Annotated in this window: 27 protein-coding genes; 17 read left to right on the forward strand and 10 right to left on the reverse strand. The window is 62.0% G+C overall.

Annotation, left to right across the window (positions count from 1 at the left end; translation table 11 throughout):
* Positions 1-62: 62 nt before the first annotated feature.
* Entirely contained in the window at positions 63-2,732 is a 2,670-nt protein-coding gene (gene acnA / locus V473_RS10350) for an aconitate hydratase AcnA (protein ID WP_066603486.1), read from the reverse strand.
* Between the two features lie 256 nt (positions 2,733-2,988).
* Between acnA and V473_RS10355 the strand changes: the two genes are divergently transcribed.
* Positions 2,989-3,189 carry a hypothetical protein gene (locus tag V473_RS10355; RefSeq protein ID WP_066603488.1) on the forward strand — a complete coding sequence of 67 codons (201 nt, stop codon included), beginning with the start codon at positions 2,989-2,991 and terminating at the stop codon, positions 3,187-3,189.
* Between the two features lie 164 nt (positions 3,190-3,353).
* Here V473_RS10355 and V473_RS10360 read toward each other — a convergent pair whose 3' ends face one another.
* From V473_RS10360 to V473_RS10370, 3 genes are all read right to left on the reverse strand, one after another.
* On the reverse strand, positions 3,354-6,119 hold the full coding sequence (locus V473_RS10360) for a bifunctional aconitate hydratase 2/2-methylisocitrate dehydratase (protein WP_066603491.1): 2,766 nt from the start codon (positions 6,117-6,119) through the stop codon (positions 3,354-3,356).
* Positions 6,120-6,336: 217 nt separating this feature from the next.
* Positions 6,337-8,094 (reverse strand): DUF885 domain-containing protein, encoded by a 1,758-nt coding sequence (locus tag V473_RS10365; RefSeq protein ID WP_066603494.1) that lies wholly within the window; start codon positions 8,092-8,094, stop codon positions 6,337-6,339.
* 53 nt (positions 8,095-8,147) lie between these two features.
* Positions 8,148-8,351, reverse strand: coding sequence for a DUF5818 domain-containing protein (locus V473_RS10370; RefSeq protein WP_066603497.1), 204 nt, complete (start codon positions 8,349-8,351; stop codon positions 8,148-8,150).
* Positions 8,352-8,476: 125 nt separating this feature from the next.
* Here V473_RS10370 and V473_RS10375 point away from each other — a divergent pair, with 125 nt between their 5' ends.
* Positions 8,477-9,259 carry a helix-turn-helix domain-containing protein gene (locus V473_RS10375; RefSeq protein WP_066603498.1) on the forward strand — a complete coding sequence of 261 codons (783 nt, stop codon included), beginning with the start codon at positions 8,477-8,479 and terminating at the stop codon, positions 9,257-9,259.
* Positions 9,260-9,969: 710 nt separating this feature from the next.
* Positions 9,970-10,299 (forward strand): hypothetical protein, encoded by a 330-nt coding sequence (locus tag V473_RS22910; protein WP_082679059.1) that lies wholly within the window; start codon positions 9,970-9,972, stop codon positions 10,297-10,299.
* A 31-nt stretch (positions 10,300-10,330) separates the two neighbouring features.
* Here V473_RS22910 and V473_RS10380 read toward each other — a convergent pair whose 3' ends face one another.
* The 6 genes from V473_RS10380 to V473_RS10400 all read right to left on the reverse strand — a co-directional run bounded on the left by V473_RS10380 (position 10,331) and on the right by V473_RS10400 (position 16,443).
* Positions 10,331-11,134, reverse strand: coding sequence for a DNA adenine methylase (locus V473_RS10380; RefSeq protein WP_066603501.1), 804 nt, complete (start codon positions 11,132-11,134; stop codon positions 10,331-10,333).
* A gap of 182 nt (positions 11,135-11,316) precedes the next feature.
* On the reverse strand, positions 11,317-11,841 hold the full coding sequence (locus V473_RS23540) for a hypothetical protein (RefSeq protein WP_216628553.1): 525 nt from the start codon (positions 11,839-11,841) through the stop codon (positions 11,317-11,319).
* Positions 11,842-11,923: 82 nt separating this feature from the next.
* On the reverse strand, positions 11,924-12,694 hold the full coding sequence (locus V473_RS10385) for a phage portal protein (RefSeq protein ID WP_082679060.1): 771 nt from the start codon (positions 12,692-12,694) through the stop codon (positions 11,924-11,926).
* A 158-nt stretch (positions 12,695-12,852) separates the two neighbouring features.
* Positions 12,853-14,202: an IS1380-like element ISSp1 family transposase gene (locus tag V473_RS10390; RefSeq protein WP_013039775.1), complete on the reverse strand. Its 1,350-nt coding sequence runs from the start codon at positions 14,200-14,202 to the stop codon at positions 12,853-12,855.
* A gap of 100 nt (positions 14,203-14,302) precedes the next feature.
* On the reverse strand, positions 14,303-14,608 hold the full coding sequence (locus tag V473_RS10395) for a hypothetical protein (protein ID WP_066603504.1): 306 nt from the start codon (positions 14,606-14,608) through the stop codon (positions 14,303-14,305).
* Complete coding sequence (locus tag V473_RS10400) at positions 14,605-16,443, reverse strand: terminase large subunit domain-containing protein (protein WP_066605484.1); 1,839 nt, start codon at positions 16,441-16,443, stop codon at positions 14,605-14,607. Before V473_RS10400 ends, V473_RS10395 begins: the two co-directional genes overlap by 4 nt.
* A gap of 159 nt (positions 16,444-16,602) precedes the next feature.
* On the opposite strand from V473_RS10400, the gene V473_RS10405 reads away from it, so the two are divergent.
* The 14 genes from V473_RS10405 to V473_RS10475 all read left to right on the forward strand — a co-directional run bounded on the left by V473_RS10405 (position 16,603) and on the right by V473_RS10475 (position 25,748).
* A complete protein-coding gene (locus V473_RS10405) occupies positions 16,603-17,448 on the forward strand; it encodes a GPO family capsid scaffolding protein (RefSeq protein ID WP_066603509.1) in 846 nt (281 codons plus the stop codon).
* Between the two features lie 48 nt (positions 17,449-17,496).
* Positions 17,497-18,546, forward strand: coding sequence for a phage major capsid protein, P2 family (locus V473_RS10410; RefSeq protein WP_066603513.1), 1,050 nt, complete (start codon positions 17,497-17,499; stop codon positions 18,544-18,546).
* 50 nt (positions 18,547-18,596) lie between these two features.
* On the forward strand, positions 18,597-19,391 hold the full coding sequence (gene gpM / locus V473_RS10415; RefSeq protein ID WP_066603516.1) for a phage terminase small subunit: 795 nt from the start codon (positions 18,597-18,599) through the stop codon (positions 19,389-19,391).
* A gap of 117 nt (positions 19,392-19,508) precedes the next feature.
* Positions 19,509-19,736 (forward strand): hypothetical protein, encoded by a 228-nt coding sequence (locus V473_RS10420; RefSeq protein ID WP_066603518.1) that lies wholly within the window; start codon positions 19,509-19,511, stop codon positions 19,734-19,736.
* The gene (locus tag V473_RS10425) at positions 19,733-20,215 is read left to right on the forward strand and encodes a head completion/stabilization protein (RefSeq protein ID WP_082679061.1); all 483 of its coding nucleotides are present in this window, start codon (positions 19,733-19,735) and stop codon (positions 20,213-20,215) included. The genes V473_RS10420 and V473_RS10425 overlap by 4 nt, the downstream gene beginning before the upstream one ends.
* On the forward strand, positions 20,215-20,448 hold the full coding sequence (locus tag V473_RS10430; protein ID WP_066603520.1) for a tail protein X: 234 nt from the start codon (positions 20,215-20,217) through the stop codon (positions 20,446-20,448). Before V473_RS10425 ends, V473_RS10430 begins: the two co-directional genes overlap by 1 nt.
* 5 nt (positions 20,449-20,453) lie before the next feature.
* Entirely contained in the window at positions 20,454-20,786 is a 333-nt protein-coding gene (locus tag V473_RS10435; RefSeq protein WP_066603528.1) for a hypothetical protein, read from the forward strand.
* Between the two features lie 5 nt (positions 20,787-20,791).
* Positions 20,792-21,244: a D-Ala-D-Ala carboxypeptidase family metallohydrolase gene (locus V473_RS10440; protein ID WP_082679062.1), complete on the forward strand. Its 453-nt coding sequence runs from the start codon at positions 20,792-20,794 to the stop codon at positions 21,242-21,244.
* Positions 21,241-21,639 carry a hypothetical protein gene (locus V473_RS10445; RefSeq protein WP_066603530.1) on the forward strand — a complete coding sequence of 133 codons (399 nt, stop codon included), beginning with the start codon at positions 21,241-21,243 and terminating at the stop codon, positions 21,637-21,639. The genes V473_RS10440 and V473_RS10445 overlap by 4 nt, the downstream gene beginning before the upstream one ends.
* Before the next feature lie 128 nt (positions 21,640-21,767).
* Complete coding sequence (locus V473_RS10455) at positions 21,768-22,238, forward strand: phage tail protein (RefSeq protein WP_066603532.1); 471 nt, start codon at positions 21,768-21,770, stop codon at positions 22,236-22,238.
* Positions 22,235-22,906, forward strand: coding sequence for a phage virion morphogenesis protein (locus tag V473_RS10460; RefSeq protein WP_066603535.1), 672 nt, complete (start codon positions 22,235-22,237; stop codon positions 22,904-22,906). The genes V473_RS10455 and V473_RS10460 overlap by 4 nt, the downstream gene beginning before the upstream one ends.
* Positions 22,907-22,987: 81 nt before the next feature.
* Positions 22,988-23,983, forward strand: coding sequence for a baseplate assembly protein (locus V473_RS10465; protein ID WP_066603537.1), 996 nt, complete (start codon positions 22,988-22,990; stop codon positions 23,981-23,983).
* Positions 23,980-24,672, forward strand: a complete 693-nt coding sequence (locus V473_RS10470; protein WP_066603539.1) for a phage tail protein I — start codon at positions 23,980-23,982, stop codon at positions 24,670-24,672. The genes V473_RS10465 and V473_RS10470 overlap by 4 nt, the downstream gene beginning before the upstream one ends.
* 41 nt (positions 24,673-24,713) lie before the next feature.
* Entirely contained in the window at positions 24,714-25,748 is a 1,035-nt protein-coding gene (locus tag V473_RS10475) for a gp53-like domain-containing protein (RefSeq protein ID WP_066603542.1), read from the forward strand.
* Positions 25,749-25,750: the final 2 nt, after the last annotated feature.

Raw genomic sequence — 25,750 nt, forward strand, 5'->3', positions numbered from 1 at the left:
GCATGAACAAAGGGCTTTTCCCTCCAGAGAATACCCTTTGTTCAGGTCATCGGCGCAACCGATCAAGCCGCCAGCTTGCGCAGCACATATTGCAGGATGCCGCCGTTCAGGAAATATTCCAGCTCGTTGATCGTGTCGATCCGGCACAGCGCCGTGAAGGTGAAGGTCGATCCGTCGGCCCGCTTCACGATCACGTCCACATCCTGCCGGGGCTTCAAACCCGCGACATTCTGGATCGTGAATGTCTCGTCGCCGGTAAAACCATGCGTGTCCTTGCTCTCGCCATCCTTGAACTGGAGCGGCAGCACGCCCATGCCGACCAGGTTGGAGCGGTGAATACGCTCGAAACTCTCGACGATGACCGATCGGACGCCCAGCAGGTTGGTGCCCTTGGCCGCCCAGTCGCGCGACGATCCCGTGCCATATTCCTTGCCGCCGATCACCACCAGCGGCGTGCCGTCGGCCTTGTGCTTCATGGCCGCGTCATAGATCGGCATGGTTTCGCCGTCATAGCGGGTCATGCCGCCTTCCACCCCGTCCAGCATCAGATTCTTGATGCGGATATTGGCGAAGGTGCCGCGCATCATCACTTCATGATGGCCACGACGCGAACCATAGCTGTTATAGTCGGCCTGCGCGACCTGATGCTCGCTCAGCCATTGGCCCGCGGGCGAGGACGCCTTGATCGACCCGGCCGGCGAAATATGGTCGGTCGTGATCGAATCGCCGAAGATCGCCAGTGGCCTGGCCTCGATGATGTCGGTGACCGGCGCCGGGGTCATGCTCAGCCCCTCGAAATAGGGCGGGTTGGCGACATAGGTGGAACCCGCACGCCAGCTGTAGGTGTCCGACCCCGTCACGTCGATCGCCTGCCAATGCGCGTCGCCCTTATAGACATTGGCGTAGCGCGCCTGAAACATGGCGCGATCCATGCACCCGGCCATGGTCGTGGCGACTTCGTCATTGGTCGGCCAGATATCTTTGAGATAGACGTCGTCACCCGTCGTGCTGACGCCGATCGGCGTGGTGATGAAGTCTTCGATCACCGTGCCTTTGAGCGCATAGGCGACGACCAGCGGCGGGCTGGCCAGGAAGTTCGCGCGCACGTCAGGCGACACACGGCCTTCGAAGTTGCGGTTTCCGGAAATGACGGCGGCGGCGACCAGGCCATTGTCGTTAATCGCCGCGCTGATCGCGGGCGCCAGCGGGCCGGAGTTGCCGATGCAGGTGGTGCAGCCATAGCCGACCAGGTTGAAGCCGATCGCGTCCAGATGTTCCTGAAGCCCCGCCTTGTTGAAATAGTCGGTGACGACCTGGCTGCCGGGCGCCAGCGACGTCTTGACCCAGGGCTTGGGCTTGAGGCCCAGTTCGTTCGCCTTCTTGGCGACCAGGCCGGCCGCGACCATGACGCTGGGGTTCGACGTGTTGGTGCAACTGGTGATCGCGGCGATGGTGACGTCGCCGTCGCCAATGTCGAAATCCTCGCCCGCTACGGTCACGCGCTGCTGCGCCTTCTTGTAGGTATTGACCAGATCCGCGTTGAACACGTCATCGACGTCCGGCAGGGCGACGCGGTCCTGCGGGCGCTTGGGACCGGCCAGGCTGGGGACGACGGTGGACAGGTCCAGTTCCAGCGTGTCGGTGAAGACCGGCTCGATCGCGGGGTCGATCCAGAAGCCCTGTTCCTTGGCATAGGCTTCGACCAGCGCGATATTGTCGTCAGTGCGGCCCGTCAGGCGCATATAGTCCAGCGTCTTGTCATCGATGCCGAAGAAGCCGCAGGTTGCGCCATATTCGGGCGCCATATTGGCCAGCGTCGCACGGTCGGCCAGCGACAGGGTGGCGAGACCGGGACCGAAATATTCGACGAAGCGCCCCACCACGCCGCGCGCGCGCAGCATCTGGGTGCAGGTCAGCACGAGGTCGGTCGCGGTGACGCCTTCCGTCAGATTGCCGGTGAACTTGAAGCCGACGACTTCTGGGATCAACATGGAAACCGGCTGGCCCAGCATCGCCGCTTCCGCCTCGATCCCGCCCACGCCCCAACCCAGCACGCCCAGGCCGTTGACCATCGTGGTATGGCTGTCGGTGCCCACGCAGGTGTCGGGATAGGCGACGGTGATCCCGTCCGTATCCACCGATGACCACACCGCCTGCGCGATATTCTCCAGATTGACCTGATGGCAGATGCCGGTGCCCGGCGGCACGGCATAGAAATTGGCCAGGGACTTGCTGCCCCATTTCAGGAAGTCGTAGCGTTCCATATTACGCTGATATTCGATTTCCACATTCTGTTCGAACGCCTTGGGCGTGCCGAACTCGTCGACCATGACGCTGTGGTCGATGACAAGGTGGACGGGCACCTGCGGGTTGATCTTGGTCGCGTCGGCGCCCAGCGCGTTCATCGCGTCGCGCATCGCGGCCAGATCGACCACGCAGGGCACGCCGGTGAAATCCTGCAGCAGCACGCGCGCGGGGCGATACTGGATTTCGCGCTGCGCCTTGCCCCGGTCCTGCTGCCAATCGACGATCGCCTGGATGTCTTCCACCGTCACCGTCACGCCATCTTCAAAACGGAGCAGATTTTCCAGAAGCACCTTCATCGAAAAAGGCAAATGCGACACGTCGCCCAGCTTCGCCGCGGCCTTCTTCAATGAATAATAGGCAATGTCCGTGCCGCCCACGTTCAACATGTCGCGCGTGCCCAGAGTGTCCTGTCCGATGGCGGTCATAAGATGTGCGTCTCCTCGCATGGCCTCGGCCAGAGGATGGCGCGTTTCCACCAGAAGCTCGCAGAACGGCGATCATAAACCGCACGGCAAGGTGGCAGGGATGCGCCCCAACCCATGGTCGAAGCCGGTATGTCCCGATGCTGCGGTGCCATAACATTTGAGGGGTTCAAGTCAAATGGCGCCGCAGCCTGAACCCCTTATGTAGGGATATGTTTCGCACATTGAAGCGTTGGTGGCGCAGAAAGGGGAAACAGTCATGGAAGCACATCTTTCGCCCGTCGAAACCAGGATATCTGCTATCAATCCGCAATATCGTGAGGGACGGGCAATCCCCTGTCCCGACTGCGGCGGCAACCAGTGGATCGTGGGCCGGGTGGTGGCGGAATGCGCGCGATGCGAAACGCCGCTGCCGCTCGCCGCATCGCAACATCGCGGGTGGATGGGCGGCTGGTCCTGAGGCTGGGTCAGACCGACCATACCCATTCAACCCCTCTCCGTTCGTTTCGAACGAATCCGGTCTTCCGTTCTAAGAACTGCCATAAACGGCAATGCCGCCGCCGCATTTCCCAATGGGACGAACGCGGCGGCGGCATTACTTACAAAGGACAATAGTCCCCTGGATCAGTGCGCCACAGACGGCGCGAACTTGGTCAGGTCGATGCCGACGACCGCGCTCTTATATTCGTCCATATTGGGCGTGCGGCCCAGTATGGTCGACAGCACCACGACCGGGGTCGACGCCAGCAGCGATTCCCCCTTCTTCTCGTCCGTATCCTCCACGACACGGCCCTGGAACAAGCGGGTCGAGGTGGCGAGGACGGTGTCCCCCTTGGCGGCCTTTTCCTGATTGCCCATGCACAGGTTGCAGCCGGGACGCTCCAGATACAGCATATTCTCGTAACTGGTGCGGGCCACATTCTTGGGCGCCACGTCATCAAACTCGAACCCGGCATATTTCTTCAGCACGTCCCAATCGCCCTCGGCCTTCAGCTCGTCGACGATATTATAGGTCGGCGGGGCGACGACCAGCGGCGCCTTGAACTCGACCTTGCCTTCGCTCGCCTCGATATTCTTGAGCATCTGGGCCAGTATCTTCATGTCGCCCTTGTGCACCATGCACGACCCGATGAAGCCCAGATCGACTTTCTTTGTGCCGCCATAGTAGGAAACAGGCCGGATGGTGTCGTGGGTGTAGCGCTTGGACACGTCGGCATTGTTGACGTCCGGGTCGGCGATCATCGGCTCGTCGATCAGGTCGAGATCGACCACGATTTCGGCGAAATATTTGGCGTTGGCGTCCGGCGTCAGCGCGGGCTTTTCGCCCGAACGGATTTCCGCGATGCGCTTGTCCGCCAGGGCGATCAGGCCGCGCAACGTGCCGGCGGCATTTTCCATGCCCTTGTCGATCATGATCTGGATGCGCGACTTGGCGATTTCCAGCGACTCGATCAGCGTTGCGTCTTCCGAAATGCAGATCGACGCCTTGGCCTTCATCTCGGCCGTCCAGTCGGTGAAGGTGAAGGCCTGATCCGCCAGCAGCGTGCCGATATGCACTTCGATGATGCGGCCCTGGAACACATTTTCGCCGCCAGACTGCGCCAGCATCTGCGCCTGGGTCGCGTGGACGACGTCACGGAAATCCATATAGGGCTGCATCTTGCCCTTGAACGTGACTTTCACCGATTGCGGGATCGGCATGGTCGCCTCGCCCGTGGCCAGCGCCAATGCAACCGTGCCGGAGTCCGCGCCGAACGCCACGCCCTTCGACATGCGGGTGTGGCTGTCGCCGCCGATGATGATCGCCCAATCGTCCACGGTGATGTCGTTCAGTACCTTGTGGATCACGTCCGTCATCGCATGATAGACGCCCTTGGGGTCGCGCGCGGTGATGAGGCCGAAATTGTTCATGAAGCTCATTAGCTTGGGGATGTTGGCCTGCGCCTTCTTGTCCCACACCGATGCCGTATGACAGCCCGACTGATAGGCGCCATCGACCAGCGGCGAAATGACGGTCGCCGCCATCGCTTCCAGTTCCTGCGCGGTCATCAGGCCGGTCGTGTCCTGCGACCCCACGATGTTCACCTTCACGCGCACGTCCGACCCCGCGTGCAGCACCTTGCCGGGCGTCACGCCGACGGCGTTGCGGTTGAAAATCTTCTCTACGGCGGTCAGGCCCTGACCCTCGACCGTGATTTCCTTGTTCGGCGCGAACACCAGCGGCGCTTCCACGCCCAGCGTTTCGGCGGCGAACGTCTGGAGCTTCTTGCCGAACACGATGGCGTAGCTGCTGCCCGCCTTCATGAATTCCATCTTCTGCGGCGTGAAGGCGGCGGCGACATCGACCAGTTCGTTGCCGGCCTCGTCCGTCAGCTTCTTGTTCTTCACGTCGATCTTGAGCACGGTGCCGGTCGCGACCGAGAATTTCTCCTCCAGCACCGGATTGCCGTCATTGTTCAGGATCGGCTTGCCATCCGGGCCGGTCATCTTGACCCAGTTTTTCAGGTTGATGCCGATGCCGCCGGTCACGTCCACGGTGGTCGCGAAGATCGGCGAAATGCCGTTGGTGCCGCCGACGACCGGGGCGTAGTTGACGAAGGGCACATAGGGGCTGGACTGTTTGCCGGTCCACAGCGCCACATTGTTGACGCCCGACATGCGCGACGAACCTACGCCCATCGTGCCCTTTTCTGCGATCAGCATCACGCGCTTGTCCGGGTGCTGCGCCTTGAGCGCCACGATTTCCTGCTGCGCCTGCGGCGTCATCATGCACAGGCCATGCAGTTCGCGGTCGGAGCGCGAATGCGCCTGGTTGCCCGGCGAGAGGAGGTCGGTGGAAATATCGCCTTCGCCCGCAATATAGGTGACGACCTCGATCTCGTCCTCGACCTCCGGCAGCTTGGTGAAGAATTCGGCCTTGACGTAGCTTTCCAGCACGCCCGTCGCCACGGCGTTGCCCGCCGCATGGGCGTCACGCAGGCGGAACATGTCGGCATCGTAGAGGAAGAACTGGGTCTTGAGGACGTCGCCGGCCTGACCTGCAAGCTTGGCGTCATCGCCCAGCGCGATGTCCAGCAGCACGGCGATCGAAGGGCCGCCCTTCATGTGGCTGAGCAGTTCGAACGCGAAGGCCACCGTGATTTCCGGGACGATCGCCTGACCCTGGATGATCTGCTTCAGGAACGCCGCCTTGACCGCCGCAGCGCTCGTGGTGCCCGGCAGCGTGTTGTAGATGAAGAATTTCAGCGCGTCGGCGCGATGTTCGCTGCCCGCATCCCGGATCAGGGTGATGATCTCAGCGACCAGTGCACCATCGTCGATCGGCTTGGGCGCGAGTCCCTGAGTCTTTCGGCTGTCGATTTCGGCCAGATAATCCAGGTAAATGCTCATCTCGTTCCCAACGTCATAAAGTGTACGGACTCGACGCGCAGCGCCACTTGCCGATCTTTATGCCCGGTCTGGGAGCTGACGCGGTTCCGGTACGGCAAGAGACGCGCATTGGCAAGTCGCCGCGGCGCAGCAAAATGATGCCGCCATCTATACCAATTGGCCGGAAACTGCGACTTTTGCTATTACTCTGAGTAAAGAATGGACTTAAGGATGATGGCTATCCCTTGGCCTTCTCCGCCGCGATCCAACTGTCCATCTGGCTGTCCAGCACGGTCAGCGGCACGGCTCCCTGCGCCAGCACCGCGTCATGGAATCGGCGCAGGTCGAATTTCGGCCCCAGCGTCGCCTCCGCCTTTGCGCGCAACGCCCGGATCTTGATCTCCCCCAGCTTATAGCCCAGCGCCTGACCCGGCCAGCTGATATAGCGGTTCACTTCCGCATCGATATTCGCGTCGGACAGCGCGCTGTTGGTCTTCATGAAGGCGACCGCCCTGCCCTTGTCCCATCCCTTGGCATGGATGCCGGTGTCCACCACCAGTCGGCAGGCGCGCCACATTTCGTAGGACAGCCGCCCCATCATCTTTTCGGGCGTGTCGTACAGCCCCATCTCTTCCCCCAGATATTCGGTATAGAGCGCCCAGCCCTCAACATAGGCGGTGAACCCCGCCAGATATTTGCGGAACGGCGGCAGCGGCAATTCCTGTTGCAGCGCGATCTGGTTATGGTGGCCCGGCACCGCTTCATGCGCGGTCAGCGCGGGCAACTCCCAATAAGGCCGCTGGTCGAGCTTGGAGCTATTGACGAAATAGGTGCCGGATATCCCGCTTTCCGGCGCGCCGGGCATATAATAGGCCGTCGTCGTTCCCTCCGCCTCGGCCGCCGGGATAGCTTTCAGGCCATAGGGAAGTCGCGGCAGCGTGCCGAAATAGCGCGGCAGCAGGCCGTCGATCGCCTTGGCCTGCCGCGCCGCGACGCGCAGCAATTCCTCCGGCGTTTTCGCATAATAGCTGGGGTCGGTGCGCAGATGCGCGATATAGGCCGCGCGGCTGGGATAGCCGGCCTTGGCCGCTATGGCGTCCATCCGCTTGCCGATACGGGCGACCTCTTCCAAGCCGATCGTGTGAATCTGGCCGGGCGTCAGGTCCGTGGTGGTATGCGCCTTGACCCGGCTGGCATACCAGGCCGCCCCGCCCGGCAGCGACGACGCGCTGTCGCTCTTGCGGCAATGGGGCAGATAGTCCGCCACGAACAGGTCGTGCCATTTGCGATATTCGGGCGTCAGCACGTCGCGGATCAGCGTAACGGCGCGTGCCTGCATCGCGCTCCAGTCGGCATCGCTGATATCGCGCGGTCTGGCGCGCGCGAACGGTTCGTAGAAGCGCGTCTCTTCCGGCTTGCCCGCCACAATGCCGCTGATCGTCCTCGCATAATTTTGCAGCACCGAACAGGGCTGGACATAACCGCTCTTGATCGCCTGCCGCGTGATCGCCAGCGCGTCGCCATTCTGCCGGGGGTAAAGCGCCAGCCGCGTCAGATAGCTGTCATAATCGGCGCGATTATAGAAAGGCAGGCCGTCCGCCATGCCGGAAAAGCCCTGATGCCAGCCATAATAGGTGGTGAAGAGCATCAACCGCTCGGCGGGATGCGCGTCGCCATCAATATCGTCGCGCAACATCCACAACAGCACATCGCGATTCACCCGGTCCGCCGGGTCGAGCACATCGGCCGACAGCGTCTGCAATCGGGCGGCAAACCCCCGCTCCGCCTTGATCTGCGCATCCCGCGCGCCCAGCGATATGTCATAGATGCGGTCGTCATAATCGCGCACGCCCCGCGTTGTGGCCTCGACCGGATGGGTCGAAAGATACCAGGACCAATGGTCATCTATGACCTTGGCCAATTGTTCATGGGGCGTTTGCGCCTGCGCCAGCACTGGGGCGGCGACGGCGAGCATCAGGGATAGAATCTTGCGCATGGAGGCAATGGTTCGCGCGTCCGCGCGCTTTTGGCAAGGGGGAGAGCCAGCGTTCAGGCGGCCGCTACGCCCTCCGCCTCGACAATGCCGTCTCCGGCATAATAGCCCTGCACCCGCACCCGTTTTTCGACATGATCGACGGGCACGCGCAGCAGGACCAGGCGATAACTGCCGCCCAGGTCGCGCTGGAGCAGAAAGCCGGCCTCATCGCGCAGCAATCTGCCGGTTTCATCCACTCCAGCGCCAATCTCTGTCATCGCATCAATCTATCGCGGCCAACGAAATGATACCACCCTGAACTTTGCGCTACCAAGGGGCATGATGTGCTCGACGGACGCAAGACACAACATCTCTTCCTTCCTGATTTCCGAGGCAAGCGGATATGACCGCGCGCGCTTTCGGTGAACTCGCGTTCGGTTTCCTCGAACGTAAAGAGAGTGCAAGTCAAGAAAAGCCGCCCCGCCGCTGGAGCTATGATCAAGCAGACCGGCGCGCACAGGTTTTTCGTCGCGTGGGCGATGGTAGCAAGGAACAAGGTTGGTCGCTCATCGGCGCGATGATGCAAGCTTTCGATGAGACGCTGCAGCAGCAACGGATCAAAGGATACAAGGGTAAGGATCGATTGCAGGATGGCGATCGTCGCATTCTACTAACTTTGCTCAAGCGCCTGGATTTCAAAACGGGACGGCTCGACCCTTCCTACGCAGAGATAGCGGCTAAAGCCGGATGCCATCGAAACACTGCTATAAAAGCCTGCTATCGATTTGTCAGATGGCTCGGTCTTCGTTGGGTGCGCCGCACTGCCCAGGCCGACACGGCCGGCCAGAAGGGACCGCAACGCGAGCAGATTTCGAACGCCTTCTTTTTCGAAATTCGATCGCTACCTAGCCGCGTCAAGCAACGGTGGCGCGAGGCGGTCAAACGCCACTTCGCAAAAAAGGGACAGCAACCGCCAAAGACAATAACCAACTATGGCGAAGGCGTGCGCCCCGTTGACAATCCCATTTGGCATCCTGAGTTCCGATCAAGAATCGAAGCGGAAGATCGTCGCGGCAAGGCCGGATCGCGTCAGCTAAATGAACGGTTGGAGGCTCTCGGCCGCGCGCTCGACAAGGCAGCTAACGCGGGCACTCACAATGTGCACTGTCCTAGGAAAGATATTTAAAGATACTAAAGGACTGGCTTCGCCAGACGTCAATTTGATGAACCCACCACCATCGTCGCTCAATCAGGCAATCAAGCGCCCTCAACACACGTCGGGGGCCGGTGTCGCTGCGCGCCACCGGGGCCGCCCAGGGGGCGCCAGGTCGAAATTTAAAAATTGCCACCGGCGGTGCGCCAGCGGCACCGTAGCTGCATCAGATCGCATCACGAGCGTATCGCTTGAGATTCAGCTGGAGCGCAGGTTCTAGCCCGGTTTGAGGCGGACCGCATCACTGCATCAAAAGGGACATAAAAAGCGCGCGGGCGAGGCGGGGGATTAAGCGCGCAATTTGGGGTCGCGGCCGCTGGCATCCCCCTGCGGGCGGACCCACGCGGCCGATCGGGCCTGCCGTGCGGTCGAGACTGGACGCGGAGCGGTGAACATGGTGGCTGGCCGCGAAATATTCTTGCATTCGGGTCGGCGCCGCGACGGGGCAAGGTGATTGCCAGTTGACCGACTCGGCAATCGTTCTTCATATGTTCTTCATGAGACACGACATGGAGCGCATTGATGAAATTCGCGACGCCGTCGCAAAGCCCTAGAGACACGCGGTTTCGACAACCGCAGGTTTATTGCGGAAGTGCGGGCCGGATTGCGTGATGAAGGCCCGTACATGATCGGGGCACTCGCCGTGGCGGCGCTCTGCCGCATGGAAGTGGCCGTCGACTAATGTGGCGCGTTATGTCGACGATCTAAAGGTTGCCACATGCCTGTTCAAAGCGGCGGCCTGGCACAAGGCGGTGAAGGTCACCTGCGTATGCGGACATTTTGCCGTGTTCGATCCGCACGGGCTGTTCTGGCGCTACTATCGTAAGGGATGGAGTGACGATCTGCGCGATGTGGGGGGTAAGATGTGGTGCCGCATCTGCAGGGCGTCATCAGGCCGCAAGGTCCGTCCGCGTGGTATCGACCTACTCAGCCTATACCAGGGTACACGCATCACGCTGCCGCTGCCTGACGAACGGGAGTGGAAGCGTCTGGTCAATCGATACAGGGGATGAGGGCCGACGCATCAGCGCCGACCCTGTTGCTTTATGGCAATTCGAAGTTGCTCACGATCAATTCGGTCACCGGCTTGGGCTGGCCGCCGCCGATGGAATAGGTGGTGGCGACATCAGCCGCGTGAAAGCGGCCGAACGTCTCCCGCGCGCCGTCGGTAGCGTTGATGGACAGTAGGAACTTGCCCTTTATGCCGGCCAGCTGCTCGGCCAGCTGGGCGAAGTCGGTGCGAGAAAACACGTCCTGGCCATAGTCCGTCTCGCATCCCCAATAGGGCGGATCGAGATAGAAGAGCGCGCCGGCATGATCGTAGCGCCGGATGAAGTCCGCATAGCCCAGCTGCTCGATGACGACACCGGCAAGGCGATCGTGGATATCCGCCAGCATCGGCTCAAGCTTTGCGATGTTGAAGCGGCCGCCGTTCCTGGCATCGACGCCAAAGGCCCTGCCCTGCACCTTCCAGCCAAAGGCAAGCCGCTGGAGGTAAAGGAACCGAGCGGCGCGCTGCAGATCCGTCAGCCGGTCAGCCGGCAGCGCCCGCAGGCGATCGAACTCGGCCCGGCTCGACACCCGCCAGCGCAGCATGTCGATGAAATAGGGGTAATGTTCCTGGAGGGTGCGGAAGAAGTTGGCCACATCGCCGCTGACGTCGTTGATCGCCTCAGCCCTCGGCCGGACCTTGCGGCGCAGGAAGATACCGCCCATACCGACAAACGGCTCGGCATAGCTGTCATGCGGCACTTGGCCGATGATCGACACCAGACGAGAGGCAAGATTGCGCTTGCCGCCGATATAACCGGCAGCAGGCGCGACGGGATTGATTTTTTCAAGTGACATGTAGGAAATTCGCTCACAGATGAACCACCGCCCTGGCGAGGGCGGGGCGGCCAGGGTGGCCGGTTGGTTGTGGCGAGATGCATCCTCGTCGGTGGCCGCGTTGCAGCGCGATCATCCCCGCTTAAATTCAATTCGAAAGGTCCGGCACGAAATTTCTCGATATACCGGGCACATCTTCTTACTTAAAATGCAATCAAATCGGAATCCAATATCGTCATATTCGATATTTTCGATGATATTTGAATCATGAACTTATAGTTCATTCCGATATCAAATGACATTTCTTCTATTCTTCCACAGACAAAATGATTTCCATCCTGAATTTTTTCCTCGAATAAAAACTCTTTATCTATCTTATACGCAGATTTTGTTTCAGAACCAACAATTGCTATCCAATCCAGCTTGTTGCCATATGGTATAGCGCCATCAGTAATCAGATTAAATTTCAAACTACGCGGGCTTTTCGCCAATTCTTCTGTCACGACGATATCTTGCGCAACGCGGATCCTTTCAATATCTGAAGGCCACGACATTTCAAGCCACCCATGTCTTGACACTAAAACCTCTCCACCCTGCGTATAACCTTTAACGGAAATCTCCCAACATGATGCGATCAATCCATCTTCCAGCAAGAAACGTTGGTCATGGTGATCAGTCGATACACCTTTAATCAGATTTATAGCGCTCATAACGGCATTTTCACCCAAGGCATTCAAGTAAGCATCTGAATTTTTTCAGTATTACTTTCTCATTAGCTTAACCCACTATGCCCGTCAAACGGTTGCGTAATCATTCCCTCAATTCGAATCTGACCGCCTCCTCCCCCAGTTCGTCATTCACCTCCAGAAACTTCGCCTGGATCGGCTCGATCTCCAGTTCGTGGAACCCGTCACGCGCGTCGGCCGGGCTGCCAAAGCCGCCGGCATTTTGCGGCACGATGCCGAGCAGCTGCGGCGGCACGCGATGCGCGGCCAGCACATCGTCACGCGTCGTGTTCTTGATCCCCAGAAATTCGTCCTTCGCGCCCACCTCGGCGATCGGCAGCAACTTGATGCCGCCTTCCTTGCCGCTGGGCGCATGGACGAACAGATTGCGGAAATTGCCCGGCCCCTTGGATTTTTTGAGCGCGTCACGCATCGCATCCACGTCGCCCTCGGCAAAATCACCGGTGGCATAGAGGATGTAGCCGGCATGGCTGCCATTCAGATAATAGCGCCGACGGAACAGCGTCGCGCTCTCATTGAGCAGGGCCGACTGCAGGGCCGAAAGATATTCAGGGATTCCATAGATCTCCTGATTGACGTCGGGCGCCATGATCTGCAGCACGCTCCCTGCCGCAAACTCGCTTTCATTTCCAAAGCCCGGCACCCACCAGAAGCTGCCCGGCTTCACGCCCCGCCGCGTATATTTGGCCAGGCTGTGATCCAGACGTAGCAATCCGCCCAGGCGGTTCTGCCGGCCCTCGAAATAGGCGTTTCCAAATACGAGATAGTCTTGGACCGCCGCCGTGAAGGCCTTGCGCGACAGAAGCTGCGTCGGCTTGAAGCTAGCCTCTCTTATTCACGACGCTCGGTTTCGGGTCCGCTCTGGGCATTTGCTGCGGCTGGCTGTATTGCGCGGACGACCGGCATCGCTGGCGTTTGTTTCACCGCATTCGGATTGATGGGCTTTTCGGGTTGAAGGGCTGGGCTCGGAGTTCTGCGGCGCTGCCGCATGGGCTACGTCGGCGCAGGCTTCAGCCGGAGAACGAGGGCGCGGAACAGGTCGGCATCCGGACAGGCGGAAGCGAAGGCAATGCGGATGCGGCTAGCACTTTCTACGACGCGCGCAGCGACCTTGAGCAGCCGCAGGCGCAAGGTGGTAAACTCCGCGCTTGCCAGAGCAGCGGTCCTGGGCATCGCCTGCTGGATGCGCCATAGCAGCCAGTATGCGGCAGTGTGCAGTATCAGGCGCATCTGATTGGCATTGGCCGAGCGGCACGAGGTTCGGTCGCTGGCGAGCTGGGACTTGTGGCGCTTGATCAGGTTCTCGGCCTGACCACGCGCGCAGTAGAGCGTGTCGTAGATGTGCTCGGCCGATCCTGTTGCCAACGAGGTGACGACATAGCGGATGTCCATGCCCAGCGTGCTGGCCTCGATCCGTGCAACGACGCGACGCTGGCACTTCCAGGTCTTTGCCCCATAGCGGGTCTCGGCATAGTTGCGCAGGACGGGACACTGACGCTGGGCGCGCTTGACCGCGCAGGCATCGGCGACCGCAACAATGGCGGGATCGGCGCGCAGCGCTGAATTGGTGGGCAGGCCGAACACGTAATCGACGCGGGCCGCATCGCAGTAGGCCATGACCTCGGGTCGACCATAGTGCCCGTCGCCGCGGATAGTGATGTGGGTATCGGGCCAATTACGGCGCAGGTGACGCACCAGGCGTCGGATGTGCCCCGCCGCCTCCTTTCCAGAAGGCGTCTTGCCTGTGCGCAGCAGCATGGCCACCGGCCTGCCGGTCGCGGTGTCGTAGATATGGATCGGTAGGAAGCAGCGCTCCCCATGATGCCCGTTCCAGAACGAGAGCTGTTGATAGCCATGCACGACGTCGCACGTGTCGTCGATATCCAGCGTGACCGCTGTCGGAGGGGCGGGATAGCTGGCGCAGTAGATGTCGATCATCGCGGCCATCATGCTGGCCAGTTCGCGCGTAGTCGGTGCATTTTCCCACCGGCTCATCGTCGGTTGGCTGGCCAGCCCCGCGCCCGATTCCGGCAGCTTGCCGAGCGCCAGGCGGAAGCCTGGATCGTCGCGCAGAGCATCGAGATCATCGGCATCCTCATAGCCGCACGCAATCGCGAACACACGGGCACGCAGAATGTCATCCAGGCGATGGATCACCCGCGCTGGATCGCGCGGATCGGCAATACAAGCCGCCAGGCGCTGGCAAATCCCCATCGCGCGCTCGGCCTGTGCAAGCAGTAGAACACCGCCATCCGAGGTAAGCCGGCCACCGTCGAACGCAGCTGTGATTTTCTTGCGGCCGACTGCTGGGAATCCAAATGAGCTTGCGATATCATCGTTCATGGCGGGTGTGGCCCGTGGCATTTTCTGCCCTGCGGCAGGTTCGGCTTAGACACCCAGTTCCTAATTCAGATCAGAGGCTTACGCCACTCCCGCCAACCCTTCAGGACACTTTTGGTGAATAAGGCGGGCTAGCCGCCAGGATGTTGCGCTTGAGGATGATCGCGCTGCTATGGTGCGGACTGGCCCGAAACGCCCGCGCCAGGCCGTCCAGCGGCAAGGGCGGCTCGTACCAGCGCTGATTGTGCCAGCACTCGACCATATCCATCAATGTCGCCCGGTCCATCACCGGTTCGGGGTCGCCAAAGGCGAAGGCTTCCACGCCGGCCTTCTGGCTGCTGGCGACGATCACCCCCTGCGCGGCGCGCTGCGCCTCCGCCCTGTTCATGCGGCGCGCGCGCTTGCTCATAGGATCTCCATTGTTGCTTTGGGGGCTTCTTTGCCGTCGAGCGGCTCATTCATCAGGACGTGCATGACCGCCCAGGCGAGGTCGGCATGGCCATCGCCGCCGCCGCGACCCGCCTTGAAGGTGACGTTGCGGCCGCTGGTGGTCAGCGTCTTCTTGATGCTGATGAAGGATGAGACGATGTCGATCCAACCGGCCTCGAAAGACAGGCGACCCCGGCGCACGACATTCTGCGCCTTCATGACCATGCCCGCCTTCACCTCCAGCGAATATTCGATCTTCACCACGCCCTTTTCGGTCTTGGCGAGCAGCTGATAGACGCCGGCGCCAACGCCGGTGGCATCGACGCCGACATAGGTGCAATTGTAACGGGACAGCACGGCGCGGATAAATTCGGCCTGTTGTTCGAAGTCCAAGCCGCGCAGCTGATGCTTTTCAAGGATGCGGAACGTGCCGCCCTCGCGATCGGGCGGCGCCATGATGACCAGGGCTGCATTGTCGCCGCTCTCGCTGTCCTGCGGATCATAACCAGCCCAGACCGCGCGATAGCTGAACGGCCGCGCGGCTTCTGGATTGAAGTCCGCCCATTCGACCAGGCTGTCGCAACCGCATTTGACCAGGTCGTTGAAGCGGAAGGCCGACAGGCTGTCGTCCACGAAATCGCACAGGAACAGATTGGCGAATTCGTCGGGCGCATATTCGTCTTCCAGTTCCTCGATATCGAACAAGTCGCACCCGCCCGCCTCGGCATCGCGGATGTTGACGATATGGCGCCAGATGCGATCCGGGCCGACCGACCCGATCGCCAGCGCATTATGGCTGACGTCGATTTCGATCCGGTCGGCCTTCTTGCGCCGCCGGTTGCGACGCTCGCCCGTCCAGTATGGATAGGCCGGATGGGCGACGGTCGATGGCGTCGAAAAGTAGGTTTTGCGCCATTTCTTGTGGGTCGCCATGCCAGAGGCGACCTTGTTCAGTTCCTCGAACGAATGGACCCAGAAAAATTCGTCGAAATAGAAATTGCCATGGCGACCCTGGGCGGTGCGGAAATTGGTGCCCAGGAAATGCAGTTCGGCCGCCGCTTCTTCTGCCGGGCGCAGATCCGACGTGATCAGCATCGGATCGCCGGTCAGCGCCACACCAACCAGCTTGGCGAAGCTGACGATATAGGACCGGAACTGGTGGGCCTGCGCCTTGGACGCGGACAGGAATATCTGGTTGCGGCCCGTCTCGATCGCGTCGATCAGCGCTTCGAAGGCAAAATAATAGGTCGCGCCGATCTGGCGCGACTTGAGGATCATGCGGGTGCGTTGATCCTTCGCCTGCCACCAGCGATGCTGATAATCATAGAGGCCGTCGAGGAAGATGCGCTTGAGTTCGGCTGCCTGATCGGCGGTGAAGTGGTTCTTCTTCGCCTTCTTGCGCGGCCCGGCGTTGCGATTGCGGACCTTGTCGTTGAGATCGCCGGCATGGCCGCCAGGCGCATCATGGCGGCGGACACGCGCCAGGCTCTCGACCTGGCGGCGCAGCGCGTCCAGTTCGACATAATCGGCGCTGGTCTTTTTTTCCTTGGCGATCAGCGTCAGGAGGCGGATTTCTAATCCGTCCTCGATTTTGCGGATCGACGGCGCATCATCCCAGCGGTCGCGTTGCTTCCACGCCTCGATCGTCGCGCGCGGGATCGGCCCGCCCTTGTCATTGACGACAGCATGCAGCGCGAATTCCTCCGCGATCTGCGTCACGCCCCACCCGCGCCAATACAGGCTGCGCGCATGACGACGCGGATCGAACTGCCATAGGGCAGATGGCGCGCCGGGCTGGGGGGATGCTTGTGTCATCGCGGCGGACCATGCCGCGCGCATCCGCCGGGAAGCACCGGACTCCATTTGTAGAGGCCGCCTCTACAAATGCAACATCTTGAGCCGATGCCTCTTTGCGTCCCTTTCTGCGCTCAACAGGGGCTTGCCGCCCCGCCAGCACGGGAACCTGGACCAACCATGGCCAAGAGCAAATTTTTCCGCGTCTTCGTCGAAGGCTTCACCGTCAGCGACGGCCGCAAGATCGAGGCCTCGTGGATTGACGATATCGTCGCGACCTTCAACACCGCCAACTATACGCCGCGCATCAACGTCGAGCATATCAAGGGCTACAGCCCGGAGCCGCCGTTCAACGGCTATGGCGATGTCGTCGCGGTCAAGGCCCAGACCGACGAATTCACCATCGACGGTCAGACGCAGCGCCGTCGCGCCCTCTATGCCCAGGTTGAACCCAATGACCAGCTGATCGCCATGCGCGCCAAAGGTCAGAAGCCCTATCCCTCGTTGGAAATCTCCCCCGACTTCGCGGGCACCGGCAAGATCGGCATGACCGGCCTTGGTCTGACCGACAATCCCGCCTCGCTCGGTGTCGAAGCGTTCAACTTTGCAGCTTTCAAGCCCATGTTCGACGCGCGCAAGTCCGCGCCGGGCAATCTCTTCTCCGAGGCTTTCGAGGCCGTCGATATCGACATGGAGAGTGACCAGGTCAGTTCGACCAGCATCAAGGATGCCATTATTGCCGGCTTCTCGGCGATGGCGGCCAAGTTCGCGCCCTCTGAACACAAGTTGAAGGAAGAACCCAAGACGCCCCCGCCCGCGAACGACAACAGCTTCGACGTCGCGGCCTTCAGCACGGCGCTGGGCGAACAGGTTGCCGCCGCCATCAAGCCGTCCACCGACGCGCTGGCGGCCCTGCAGGGCGAATTCACGACGCTCAAGACCAAACTGGAAACGACCGAGCAGACGAACAGCTTCCACCGGCAGCCTGCCACCGGCGGCGGCGCCACGGTCCAGACCGACTGCTGATCAGACCGCAACTCTCGCCCGCTGCCCTTTCCGCCCAGGAGCCTCCCCATGCATCGTGACACTCGCATCGCCTTCAACGCCTATCTGGCCCAGATCGCCCGTCTGAGCGGCGTCCCCAATGCGACCGACAGCTTCTCGGTCGCCCCGTCCGTCCAGCAAAAGATGGTGGAGCTGATCCAGAAGTCGAGCGCCTTCCTCCAGAAGATCGCGTTCGAAACCGTCGTCAATCAGGAAGGCGACAAGGTCGGCGTCGGCGTCACCCGCCCGCTGGCGGGCCGCGTCAACACGCGCGGCGGCACGCGCCGCACGCCCACCGATCCGACCGATACCAGCGATGGCGGCCGCTATCGGTGCGAACAGACCTTCTACGACCATGCCATTTCGTGGGAACGGCTCGACGCCTGGCGCCATAAGCCCGAATTCCAGCAGTTGGTCCGCGACGTCATCCTCAAGCGCCAGGCGCTCGATCGCATCACTATCGGCTTCCACGGCACCTCGGTCGCCGCTGCGACCGATCTGGTTGCCAATCCCCGCCTGCAGGACGTCAACAAGGGCTGGCTGCACAAGATCCGCACCTTTGCCCCGGCGCGCGTACTGGACGATGGCGCGCTGTCGGGTGCCGGCAAGGCGATCTATGTCGCCGACAGCAGCGACGCCACCAAGCGCGACTATGTCAATCTGGACGCACTGGTGAAGGACGCCAGCACCCTGCTCGATGACTGGCATCAGGATGCCGATGATCTGGTGGTGATGATCAGCCGCGACCTGGTCCACGACAAATATATGCCGATCATCAACAAGGCGGGCGACACCGCGACCGAGCAACTGGCGCGCGACGCCATCCTGCGGGCGGCCAATCAGGTCGGCGGCTTCCCTGCCGAGCGCGTGCCCGACTTCCCCACCTCGTCCATCCTCATCACCAGCTACAAGAATCTGGCGATCTACGAACAGGAGGAATCGCGCCGTCGCTACCTCAAGGACGAACCGGAACTGACCCAGATAGCCAACTATGAAAGCGTCAATGAGGCTTTCGTGGTCGAGGATTACGGCAAGACCGTCCTTATCGAAAACATCGTCATGGGGCCGAAGCCGGCCTGATCGCCGGCAGCCGCCCCCACGCCAAACCGCCCCAATTGACAGGACACGCAATGAGCCTCGCTCGTCGTCACCGGGAAAAAATTCTCGCTGCCCAACATGCTGCGGCCGTCCTCGATTTTGTGGCGGCCGTCCCCGATGCCGCTCCTCTCCCGGCATCGGGGATCAACGTCTCCAGCGCGGCCGATCGCGCCGCCGCGCAGATCGCGCTGCGCCTCACCCATGATCTGCGGCGCTTGAAGGAAATTAAGTCGATCGACCTCAAGATCGCGGCCAAGCGCGAGATGCTGCCTGAATATCGGGACTGGGTCGCGGGTCTGATCGCGGCCGACGCCGGCGTAGGCACCGGCACGGCCGCCGAAGTGCTGCCCACCGTCATGGTCTGGCTGATCGACACTGCCTCTTATGCGGATGCGCTCGACCTGGTCCCCTTCATGTTCGCTCATCGGGTCGCCATGCCGTCGCGCTATCAGCGCGACCCTGCCACGATTGTGGTCGAGGAAATCGCGGACGCCGCCAACAAGGCTCAGGGCGCCGGGGCATCCTTCCCGCTCGACATCCTCGATCGTGTCGCGGACCTGACCGAAGCGCATGACATCCATGACGAGGTGCGCGCCAAGCTGTTCAAGGCGATCGGCACCGAGGAACTGACCATCGCCGAGGATATGGAAGCCGGGCCGGCGGCGCGCGCCCGCCTGACGGTTGCCCGCAACAGCCTGCGTGAAGCGCATCGCCTGCACAGCCGCATCGGCGTCAACACCAGGATCAAAAAGGCGGAAAAGCTGATCGCGGCCAATCTGGCCGCCTTCCCGCCCGAATACGAACAACGCGGCGACGATGCCGCCTGACAAGCTCGCCCCCGGCGCTCAGGGGCGGATCGTGCAGAGCGGGAGGCCTTCGGGCCATAGGGCCGCTCTCTGACCCGATCCCCACCCCTGTAAGCCGGCGCGAGGATTGGAGACAACATGACCATCGCTCTCGCTATCTGGCTCATTTTCAAGACGATCGCGCTTTCGCTCGCGAGCCTGATTTTCGCAGTCATCGCTGCATGCCTGCTGATCGGCGGCGCCTTGGCTGCGCATGAAGATGTGCGCCCCCGCTGGCTTCCCGCCACCTTGCTCGCCTTTGGCCTGGTCTTTGTAGGCGGCGGCATTCTCACCATGAACAAGCTGGCGCAGGTCATTCTGGCATGAGTTTCGTCGCGCGCCCGCCATCGTCGGAGATAGAAGCACCGCCGGCGGCGGAAGCCATCGTCGTTAATGACGGCTTCTTTCCTGATATCGGTCCGGCCCATGTGCGGGACGTCGCGCGCATCCCGACCAGTATCAGCGCGCCCCGCCTGCGCGGCGCGATCGTCGGCGCGATCATGACGGCGCGCAACGATCTGCTGGCCTTCGCCACCGCCTCGATCGCCGCCGGCCATGTCACCCTTGCGGCCGTACCGGCGGCGCAGATCGATGGCGTCAGCGTCCGCGTCCAGGGCTATCAGCGCGCCGTCGCTTTGTTCGCCAAGGCCGAACTGATCGAGCGCCACCGCGATTTCGATACCACGGCCGCCGGCGCCAACCAGGCCAGCGAACTGGAAGGCTCGATCAACGATCTGCGCCGCGACGCGCAGCATGCGATCCGCGATATTCTTGGCCGTACCCGCACCACGGTCGATCTGATTTGATGGCGGCGGCGCAGCGCCTGGTCGCCAAACAAGGGGACACGCTGGATCTGCTGATCTGGCGCGAGGCCGGCCTTGGCCCCAGCGAACTGACGCGCATTCTCGATGCCAATCCCGGCCTGGTCGATGACGGCTCCATATTGCCGCTCGGCGCCGCCGTCATCATCGCCGCCACCACTGCCGCCGCCGATGCCGCTAATACGCGCGTCCTCCCCCTCATCCAACTCTGGGACTGACATCCATGGATCTGCGCACCCTCATCCCCTCGGTTGCCGAAGTCGTCGCCTCGCTCACCCCTTCGCTGATCGGTTCGGCGGTCGCCCAGGCCTGGAAGCCCGCTTTGCCCTTCAGGCAGCGCTTCGTGCAATGGATCGTCGGCTCCACGGTCAGCTATTATGCGACGGTCGGGATTATCGCCGTGACCGGCTGGAATGGCTTTGTCGCCCAGTCGATCGCCTTTGCCATCGCCCTGATCGCCTTCGACGCCACGCCCCGCCTGATGCGCTCCGCCGGCGACTCGCTGGCCACGTTGCCCGCGCGCGTGATGGATCGCTATTTCCCGAAGAAGGACTAAGCCCCATGCGGCTATCGCCCAATTTCACCCTGGCCGAATTCACCGCATCGGCGACCGCGATTGCCCAGCGGATCGGCAATACGCCCAACGCCGCGCAGATCGCGTCGATGAAGATGCTATGCATCAAGGTGCTGGAACCGCTGCGCGCGCAATTCGGTCGCCCTGTCCATCTGTCGTCGGGCTTCCGTACCCCCAAATTATGCCTGGCGGTAGGATCGAGCGTCGATAGCCAGCATGCCAGGGGCGAAGCGGCGGATATCGAGATCCCCGGCATCGACAATGTCACGGTCGCCCGCTTCATCCGCGACCGCATGGCCTTTGACCAGCTGATCCTTGAAAACCATGTGCGGGGTCAGCCCAACAGCGGGTGGATACATGTCAGCTATCGCGACGGGCGACTGCGCAAAGATGTGCTGACCTATTCGCGCCGGACCTATTTCAAAGGGTTGCTGGTATGAAGCTGCGCATTATGCATGTCGCGGCCGTCGGCGCGCTGATCGCCTGTGCCGCTGGCATCGGCGGCTATGCCCATGGCGTCGGCGTGGGCCGCGCTCAGGAACAGGCGGGCCAGCATCGCGCGGACCAGGCAGCCGACAAGGCGCATCGCCAGCTACAGGAGAAGATCGACCATGCGGCCCAAGCCTCTCAGCAGCGCGAATATTCCCGCCAGTCCATTGTCAGGGAAATCCACCATGAAAGCCAGAAAGTCATTGAGCGCCCGGTCTATCGCAATGTCTGCGTTGATGCTGATGGCGTCGGCCTGCTCGACCGCGCAGCCGCCACGGCCAATGCCGACGATCTCTGGGGCATATCTGGCGACACCCGCCCGATTGCCGATGGTCCGGCGGACTGATGCTGGCCAGATGACCGGCGCGCAGTGCCTGGGCAGCCTGGGCAGCCTCTATGATGTCGCCGGCCAGATTCGCGCGACCCTGATCGCATTGCAGGACCAGGTCCGCTTGGCGCGGGGCGGCAACTGAGATGCGCAAGGCCGACAGTCTGCGGCAATGGCTTACGGCCTATCTGCCCGATCTGAAAATACATCCCGATCGCCTGCAAATCTATGTTGAGGGCGGCCGCGTCGCGGCCCGCCGATCGCGCACCTTGTCCTTCGTCTACCGCTATACGCTCAAGGTCGGGATCTGGGATTTTGCGGGCGACCCCGATCATATCACGGTCCCCATGCTGGCCTGGATCGAGAAGGAACAGCGTGAGTTGCTACGCCGGGAGGATAGCGACCCGTTCGAGTTCGAGGCGGAACTGCTCGATGGTGACGTGTCGGACATCCTGCTGTCAATCGACCTGATCGAACCTGTCCTGGTCCTGCCCCGCGACGATGGCAGCGGTTATGACATCCAGCATCCGCCCGAACCGGATATGACGGATGCCTTTGCCGGCGTCTCCGCCTCGTTCCAGCAGGCCTTCGCCAATGATGAACAGCTTTTGCCGTGAGCGATGACCTGGCCGAACTGGAGCGGATCGCCGGCACCCTGATCCGCAACCTGTCTTCGGCCCAGCGTCGCACCCTGATGCGTCGGATGGCGCGCGACCTTGCCTTGTCTCAGCGCCAGCGCATTGCCGGCCAGAAACAGCCGGACGGATCGGGCTTCGCCCCGCGCAAACAGAAGAAAGCGCCCATATCGGGGCGCGGCGCGACATGCTTCCTCTATCCTTCGGGTGGCGGCGGCGAACCGCGCCGCGTCATCATGAAAAGCTTCACCTGGGCGACCGGCAGGATAATGACCGGCTTCGATATCGAGGCCGGCGCCATCCGCTCCTTCGACTTCGACAAGATCATCAAATGGATGCCGGTGCCCGATGAATATCGCAACACTGGTGGTGGCACGCTCCGCCGACGCGGCGGCCTGCGGCGCAAGGCGATGTTTCGGCGCCTGGCCTCTGCGCGCTATCTGCGGTCGCAGGCAACCGACCAGGACTTCTGGGTTGGATTTTCGGGCAAGGCGGCCGCCGTCGCAAATGTCCATCATTATGGCCTGCGGGATAAGCCATCGCTGCGCTCCACAGCCGTGCCCTATCCCGAACGCCAGTTGATCGGTGCGACCGCCATCGATCGCGAAGCGATGCTGGATCTGCTCTACAACCATATGGCCGAAGATTGAGGCTAACCGTCCATTTGTAGAGGCGGCCTCTACAAATGCAGTCGATGGCGCGGGCCCGTCCGACCGGATGACAAGGCCGCGATGGCCGATACCACCTTCACCGCTGTAGATCTTTCGCGTCTGCCCGCGCCCGACGTGGTCGAGGCGCTCGATTTCGACACCATCCTGGCTGACGCCATCGCGAAGATGAAGGCGGAAATGCCGACCTTCCAAGAGCGTGAAAGCGACCCCGCGACAAAGGTTTTGCGCGTCGTCTCCTATATGGTCCAGCTGATCCGGCAGCGCATCAATGAAGCGGCGCGCGCGGTGATGGTCGCCTATGCCAATGGCGCGGATCTGGACAATCTGGGTGCCCTGTTCGGCGTCACCCGCTTCACCGTCACGCCGGCGGACGACGGTCTGGGCATCGCCGCCGTCATGGAAAGCGATACCGACTTTCGCCGCCGCATGGTGCTGGCTCCCGAAGGCTATTCGGTCGCCGGTCCCGAAGGTGCCTATATCTTCCATGCCTTGTCGGCCGATGCCGACGTTCTGGACGCCAGCGCCACAACGCCCAAGCCCGACAGCATCCGCCAGTTGGTCCAATCCGTGCTGATCTCGCATGGCGCCTCGGCCGAACTGCGGAACGCCATGGCCGCTGCACTCAATGCGGCCGTTTGGCCTGGCCAAGTCATTCTGTCCGTCCTGTCGCGCACAGGCGATGGCGTGGCGCCGCCGGATCTGGTCGAAAAGGTCGAAACATATTTGTCGGACGAAACGCGCCGCCCGCTGACGGACGATGTGACGGCTCAGTCCGCCACTGTCGTCCCCTATGCTGTCGTCGCCAACGTCACCACCTTTCGCGGACCGGATGCGTCTCTGGTCCTTGCAACGGCGCGCGCCAGGCTCGACGCTTATGTGGCCGACAGCCATCGCCTGGGCCGCGACATCACGCGATCGGCCATTCTGGCCGCCCTGCATGTCGAAGGCGTTCAGAACGTGGCCCTGACCAGCCCCGCAACCGACATCATTATCACTCGCCAGCAGGCGCCATGGTGCATCGACATCATGGTCACCCACACGGGCGATGGCGAATGACCTATCCCACCTTGCTCCCCTCCGGATCGACCCCGCTGCAGAAGGCGCTGGAGCAGACCGCCGCCGGCCTGCTCGATATCGATGTGCCGCTGCGCGATGAATGGTCGCCGGAAAATTGTCCGATCGAGGATCTGCCGTGGCTGGTCTGGGGCCTGTCGATCGACATTTGGAAATCGTCCTGGTCTGAACAGCAAAAGCGCGATGCTGCGGCCGACGCCATCGCCTCTCAGCGTAGCAAGGGCACCCGCGCCTCGCTCCGCACCGTCCTCGATCGCTTCGACCAGTTGATCGAGATTGTGGAATGGCATCAGGATCGCGAGACACTGGACCCATTCAGTTTCCGCCTGGAACTGCCGCTGCTGGCACAGAGCGACGTCTTCTATGACGAAGCCCTGGTCGGTGAGATCATGCGCGATATCGCCCAGGTAAAACCCGCGCGTGCGCACATGCTAGCAGTCTACCGCGTCCGCGCCGAAGCGCAGGCCTGGCTGGTGTCCGCCGCCCAGGCCGGCGGCCTCGCCCGCCTCGACAGCCTGGCCGACCAGACCAGCGCGCTCGATCCTGTATGGGACAGTTTTCTGCAGACGCGAGATGGCGAGCCGATCCTTGCGAGGGAGGGCGACTATCTTGTGGTGAACCCCGGCCCCCTCAATCGCACAGCCATTCAGCGCGTCGAGCGGGTCGCATGATCCCCCGCGCTCCCTTTCATTTCTGAACCCGGAGGCCAGCCATGGACCCCATCATTTTCATGATTACGACCGCCGGGCTGGATGCGCTGGTCAACGCCCAGGGCGGATCGACCGAGCCGATCGAGGTCGTTTCGGTGGGCATCACGGCGAACGCCTTCACCATGGCGCCCACCATCTCCAGCCTGCCTGGCGAATTGAAGCGCATTGAAGCCGTGTCGGGTCAGGCTGTTAGCGAAACCGTCATCCATATGACGGCGCAGGATGCCAGCACGGACATTTACGAACTGCGCGGGCTTGGCCTCTATCTGGCCGATGGCACGCTGTTTGCCGTCTACAGCCAGCCCACGCCGCTCTTCCGCAAAGTCTCGATCAGCTTCTTCCTGCTGGCGCTGGACATCGGCTTTTCGAGTGGCGTCGCCGGTGCCATCACCTTTGGCGATACGACCTTCCTGCTGCCGCCCGCGTCGGAAACGGTCAAGGGTGTGGCCGAGATCGCTGATGCAGCGGAAGCCGCCGCCGGTGCGGACGATCAGCGCATCATCTCGCCCAAGAAGCTGCGCCAGGTGCTTGACGCGCTGGGCGAACTGATCGCGCCGGGCAGCCCCAATTTCTCGGCCGCCTTCACCGCGTTGCTCGCCCGCACCATCACCGGCGCCGGGTTGGCCAGCGGCGGCGGCAATCTCACCGCGAGCCGCGTCATCAGCGTGCTGGCCGCCAGCGCGGCCGACGTCGTAACCGGCACGGCTGCTGACAAGGCAGTGACGCCGGCGGCGCTGTCAGGTCTGGCGCGCAGCCTGGCGCAAAATGGCTATGTCACGCTGCCCGGTTGCGGTGGCCTGATCCTGCAATGGGGACGCTTCAGCGCCGCCAGCAACGCCACGTCCAGCACGCTCTTTCCGACAGCCTTTCCCAACGCCTGCTTTTCCGTCGCGTCCGCCGGCGGCGCGAGCGGCGGCGCGGACAGCCAAGACAATCCGCCCGTGCTGGTCACCAGTAGCATCAGCCAGACCGGCTTTTCCGTCTTCTCGGCCGACGACAGCAGCGCCGGCCACGCCTATCTTGCGATCGGAAACTGACC

The organism is Sphingobium cupriresistens LL01, from assembly GCF_001046645.1.
GTDB lineage: Bacteria > Pseudomonadota > Alphaproteobacteria > Sphingomonadales > Sphingomonadaceae > Sphingobium > Sphingobium cupriresistens.

What these genes read in the sequence shown, in the direction of transcription:
- acnA (WP_066603486.1), bottom strand. Translation starts at nt 2,732, where the DNA reads ATGACCGCCATCGGACAGGACACTCTGGGCACGCGCGACATGTTGAAC.
- V473_RS10355 (WP_066603488.1), top strand. Translation starts at nt 2,989, where the DNA reads ATGGAAGCACATCTTTCGCCCGTCGAAACCAGGATATCTGCTATCAAT.
- V473_RS10360 (WP_066603491.1), bottom strand. Translation starts at nt 6,119, where the DNA reads ATGAGCATTTACCTGGATTATCTGGCCGAAATCGACAGCCGAAAGACT.
- V473_RS10365 (WP_066603494.1), bottom strand. Translation starts at nt 8,094, where the DNA reads ATGCGCAAGATTCTATCCCTGATGCTCGCCGTCGCCGCCCCAGTGCTG.
- V473_RS10370 (WP_066603497.1), bottom strand. Translation starts at nt 8,351, where the DNA reads ATGACAGAGATTGGCGCTGGAGTGGATGAAACCGGCAGATTGCTGCGC.
- V473_RS10375 (WP_066603498.1), top strand. Translation starts at nt 8,477, where the DNA reads ATGACCGCGCGCGCTTTCGGTGAACTCGCGTTCGGTTTCCTCGAACGT.
- V473_RS10380 (WP_066603501.1), bottom strand. Translation starts at nt 11,134, where the DNA reads ATGTCACTTGAAAAAATCAATCCCGTCGCGCCTGCTGCCGGTTATATC.
- V473_RS10390 (WP_013039775.1), bottom strand. Translation starts at nt 14,202, where the DNA reads ATGAACGATGATATCGCAAGCTCATTTGGATTCCCAGCAGTCGGCCGC.
- V473_RS10395 (WP_066603504.1), bottom strand. Translation starts at nt 14,608, where the DNA reads ATGAGCAAGCGCGCGCGCCGCATGAACAGGGCGGAGGCGCAGCGCGCC.
- V473_RS10400 (WP_066605484.1), bottom strand. Translation starts at nt 16,443, where the DNA reads ATGACACAAGCATCCCCCCAGCCCGGCGCGCCATCTGCCCTATGGCAG.
- V473_RS10405 (WP_066603509.1), top strand. Translation starts at nt 16,603, where the DNA reads ATGGCCAAGAGCAAATTTTTCCGCGTCTTCGTCGAAGGCTTCACCGTC.
- V473_RS10410 (WP_066603513.1), top strand. Translation starts at nt 17,497, where the DNA reads ATGCATCGTGACACTCGCATCGCCTTCAACGCCTATCTGGCCCAGATC.
- gpM (WP_066603516.1), top strand. Translation starts at nt 18,597, where the DNA reads ATGAGCCTCGCTCGTCGTCACCGGGAAAAAATTCTCGCTGCCCAACAT.
- V473_RS10420 (WP_066603518.1), top strand. Translation starts at nt 19,509, where the DNA reads ATGACCATCGCTCTCGCTATCTGGCTCATTTTCAAGACGATCGCGCTT.
- V473_RS10425 (WP_082679061.1), top strand. Translation starts at nt 19,733, where the DNA reads ATGAGTTTCGTCGCGCGCCCGCCATCGTCGGAGATAGAAGCACCGCCG.
- V473_RS10430 (WP_066603520.1), top strand. Translation starts at nt 20,215, where the DNA reads ATGGCGGCGGCGCAGCGCCTGGTCGCCAAACAAGGGGACACGCTGGAT.
- V473_RS10435 (WP_066603528.1), top strand. Translation starts at nt 20,454, where the DNA reads ATGGATCTGCGCACCCTCATCCCCTCGGTTGCCGAAGTCGTCGCCTCG.
- V473_RS10440 (WP_082679062.1), top strand. Translation starts at nt 20,792, where the DNA reads ATGCGGCTATCGCCCAATTTCACCCTGGCCGAATTCACCGCATCGGCG.
- V473_RS10445 (WP_066603530.1), top strand. Translation starts at nt 21,241, where the DNA reads ATGAAGCTGCGCATTATGCATGTCGCGGCCGTCGGCGCGCTGATCGCC.
- V473_RS10455 (WP_066603532.1), top strand. Translation starts at nt 21,768, where the DNA reads ATGCGCAAGGCCGACAGTCTGCGGCAATGGCTTACGGCCTATCTGCCC.
- V473_RS10465 (WP_066603537.1), top strand. Translation starts at nt 22,988, where the DNA reads ATGGCCGATACCACCTTCACCGCTGTAGATCTTTCGCGTCTGCCCGCG.
- V473_RS10470 (WP_066603539.1), top strand. Translation starts at nt 23,980, where the DNA reads ATGACCTATCCCACCTTGCTCCCCTCCGGATCGACCCCGCTGCAGAAG.
- V473_RS10475 (WP_066603542.1), top strand. Translation starts at nt 24,714, where the DNA reads ATGGACCCCATCATTTTCATGATTACGACCGCCGGGCTGGATGCGCTG.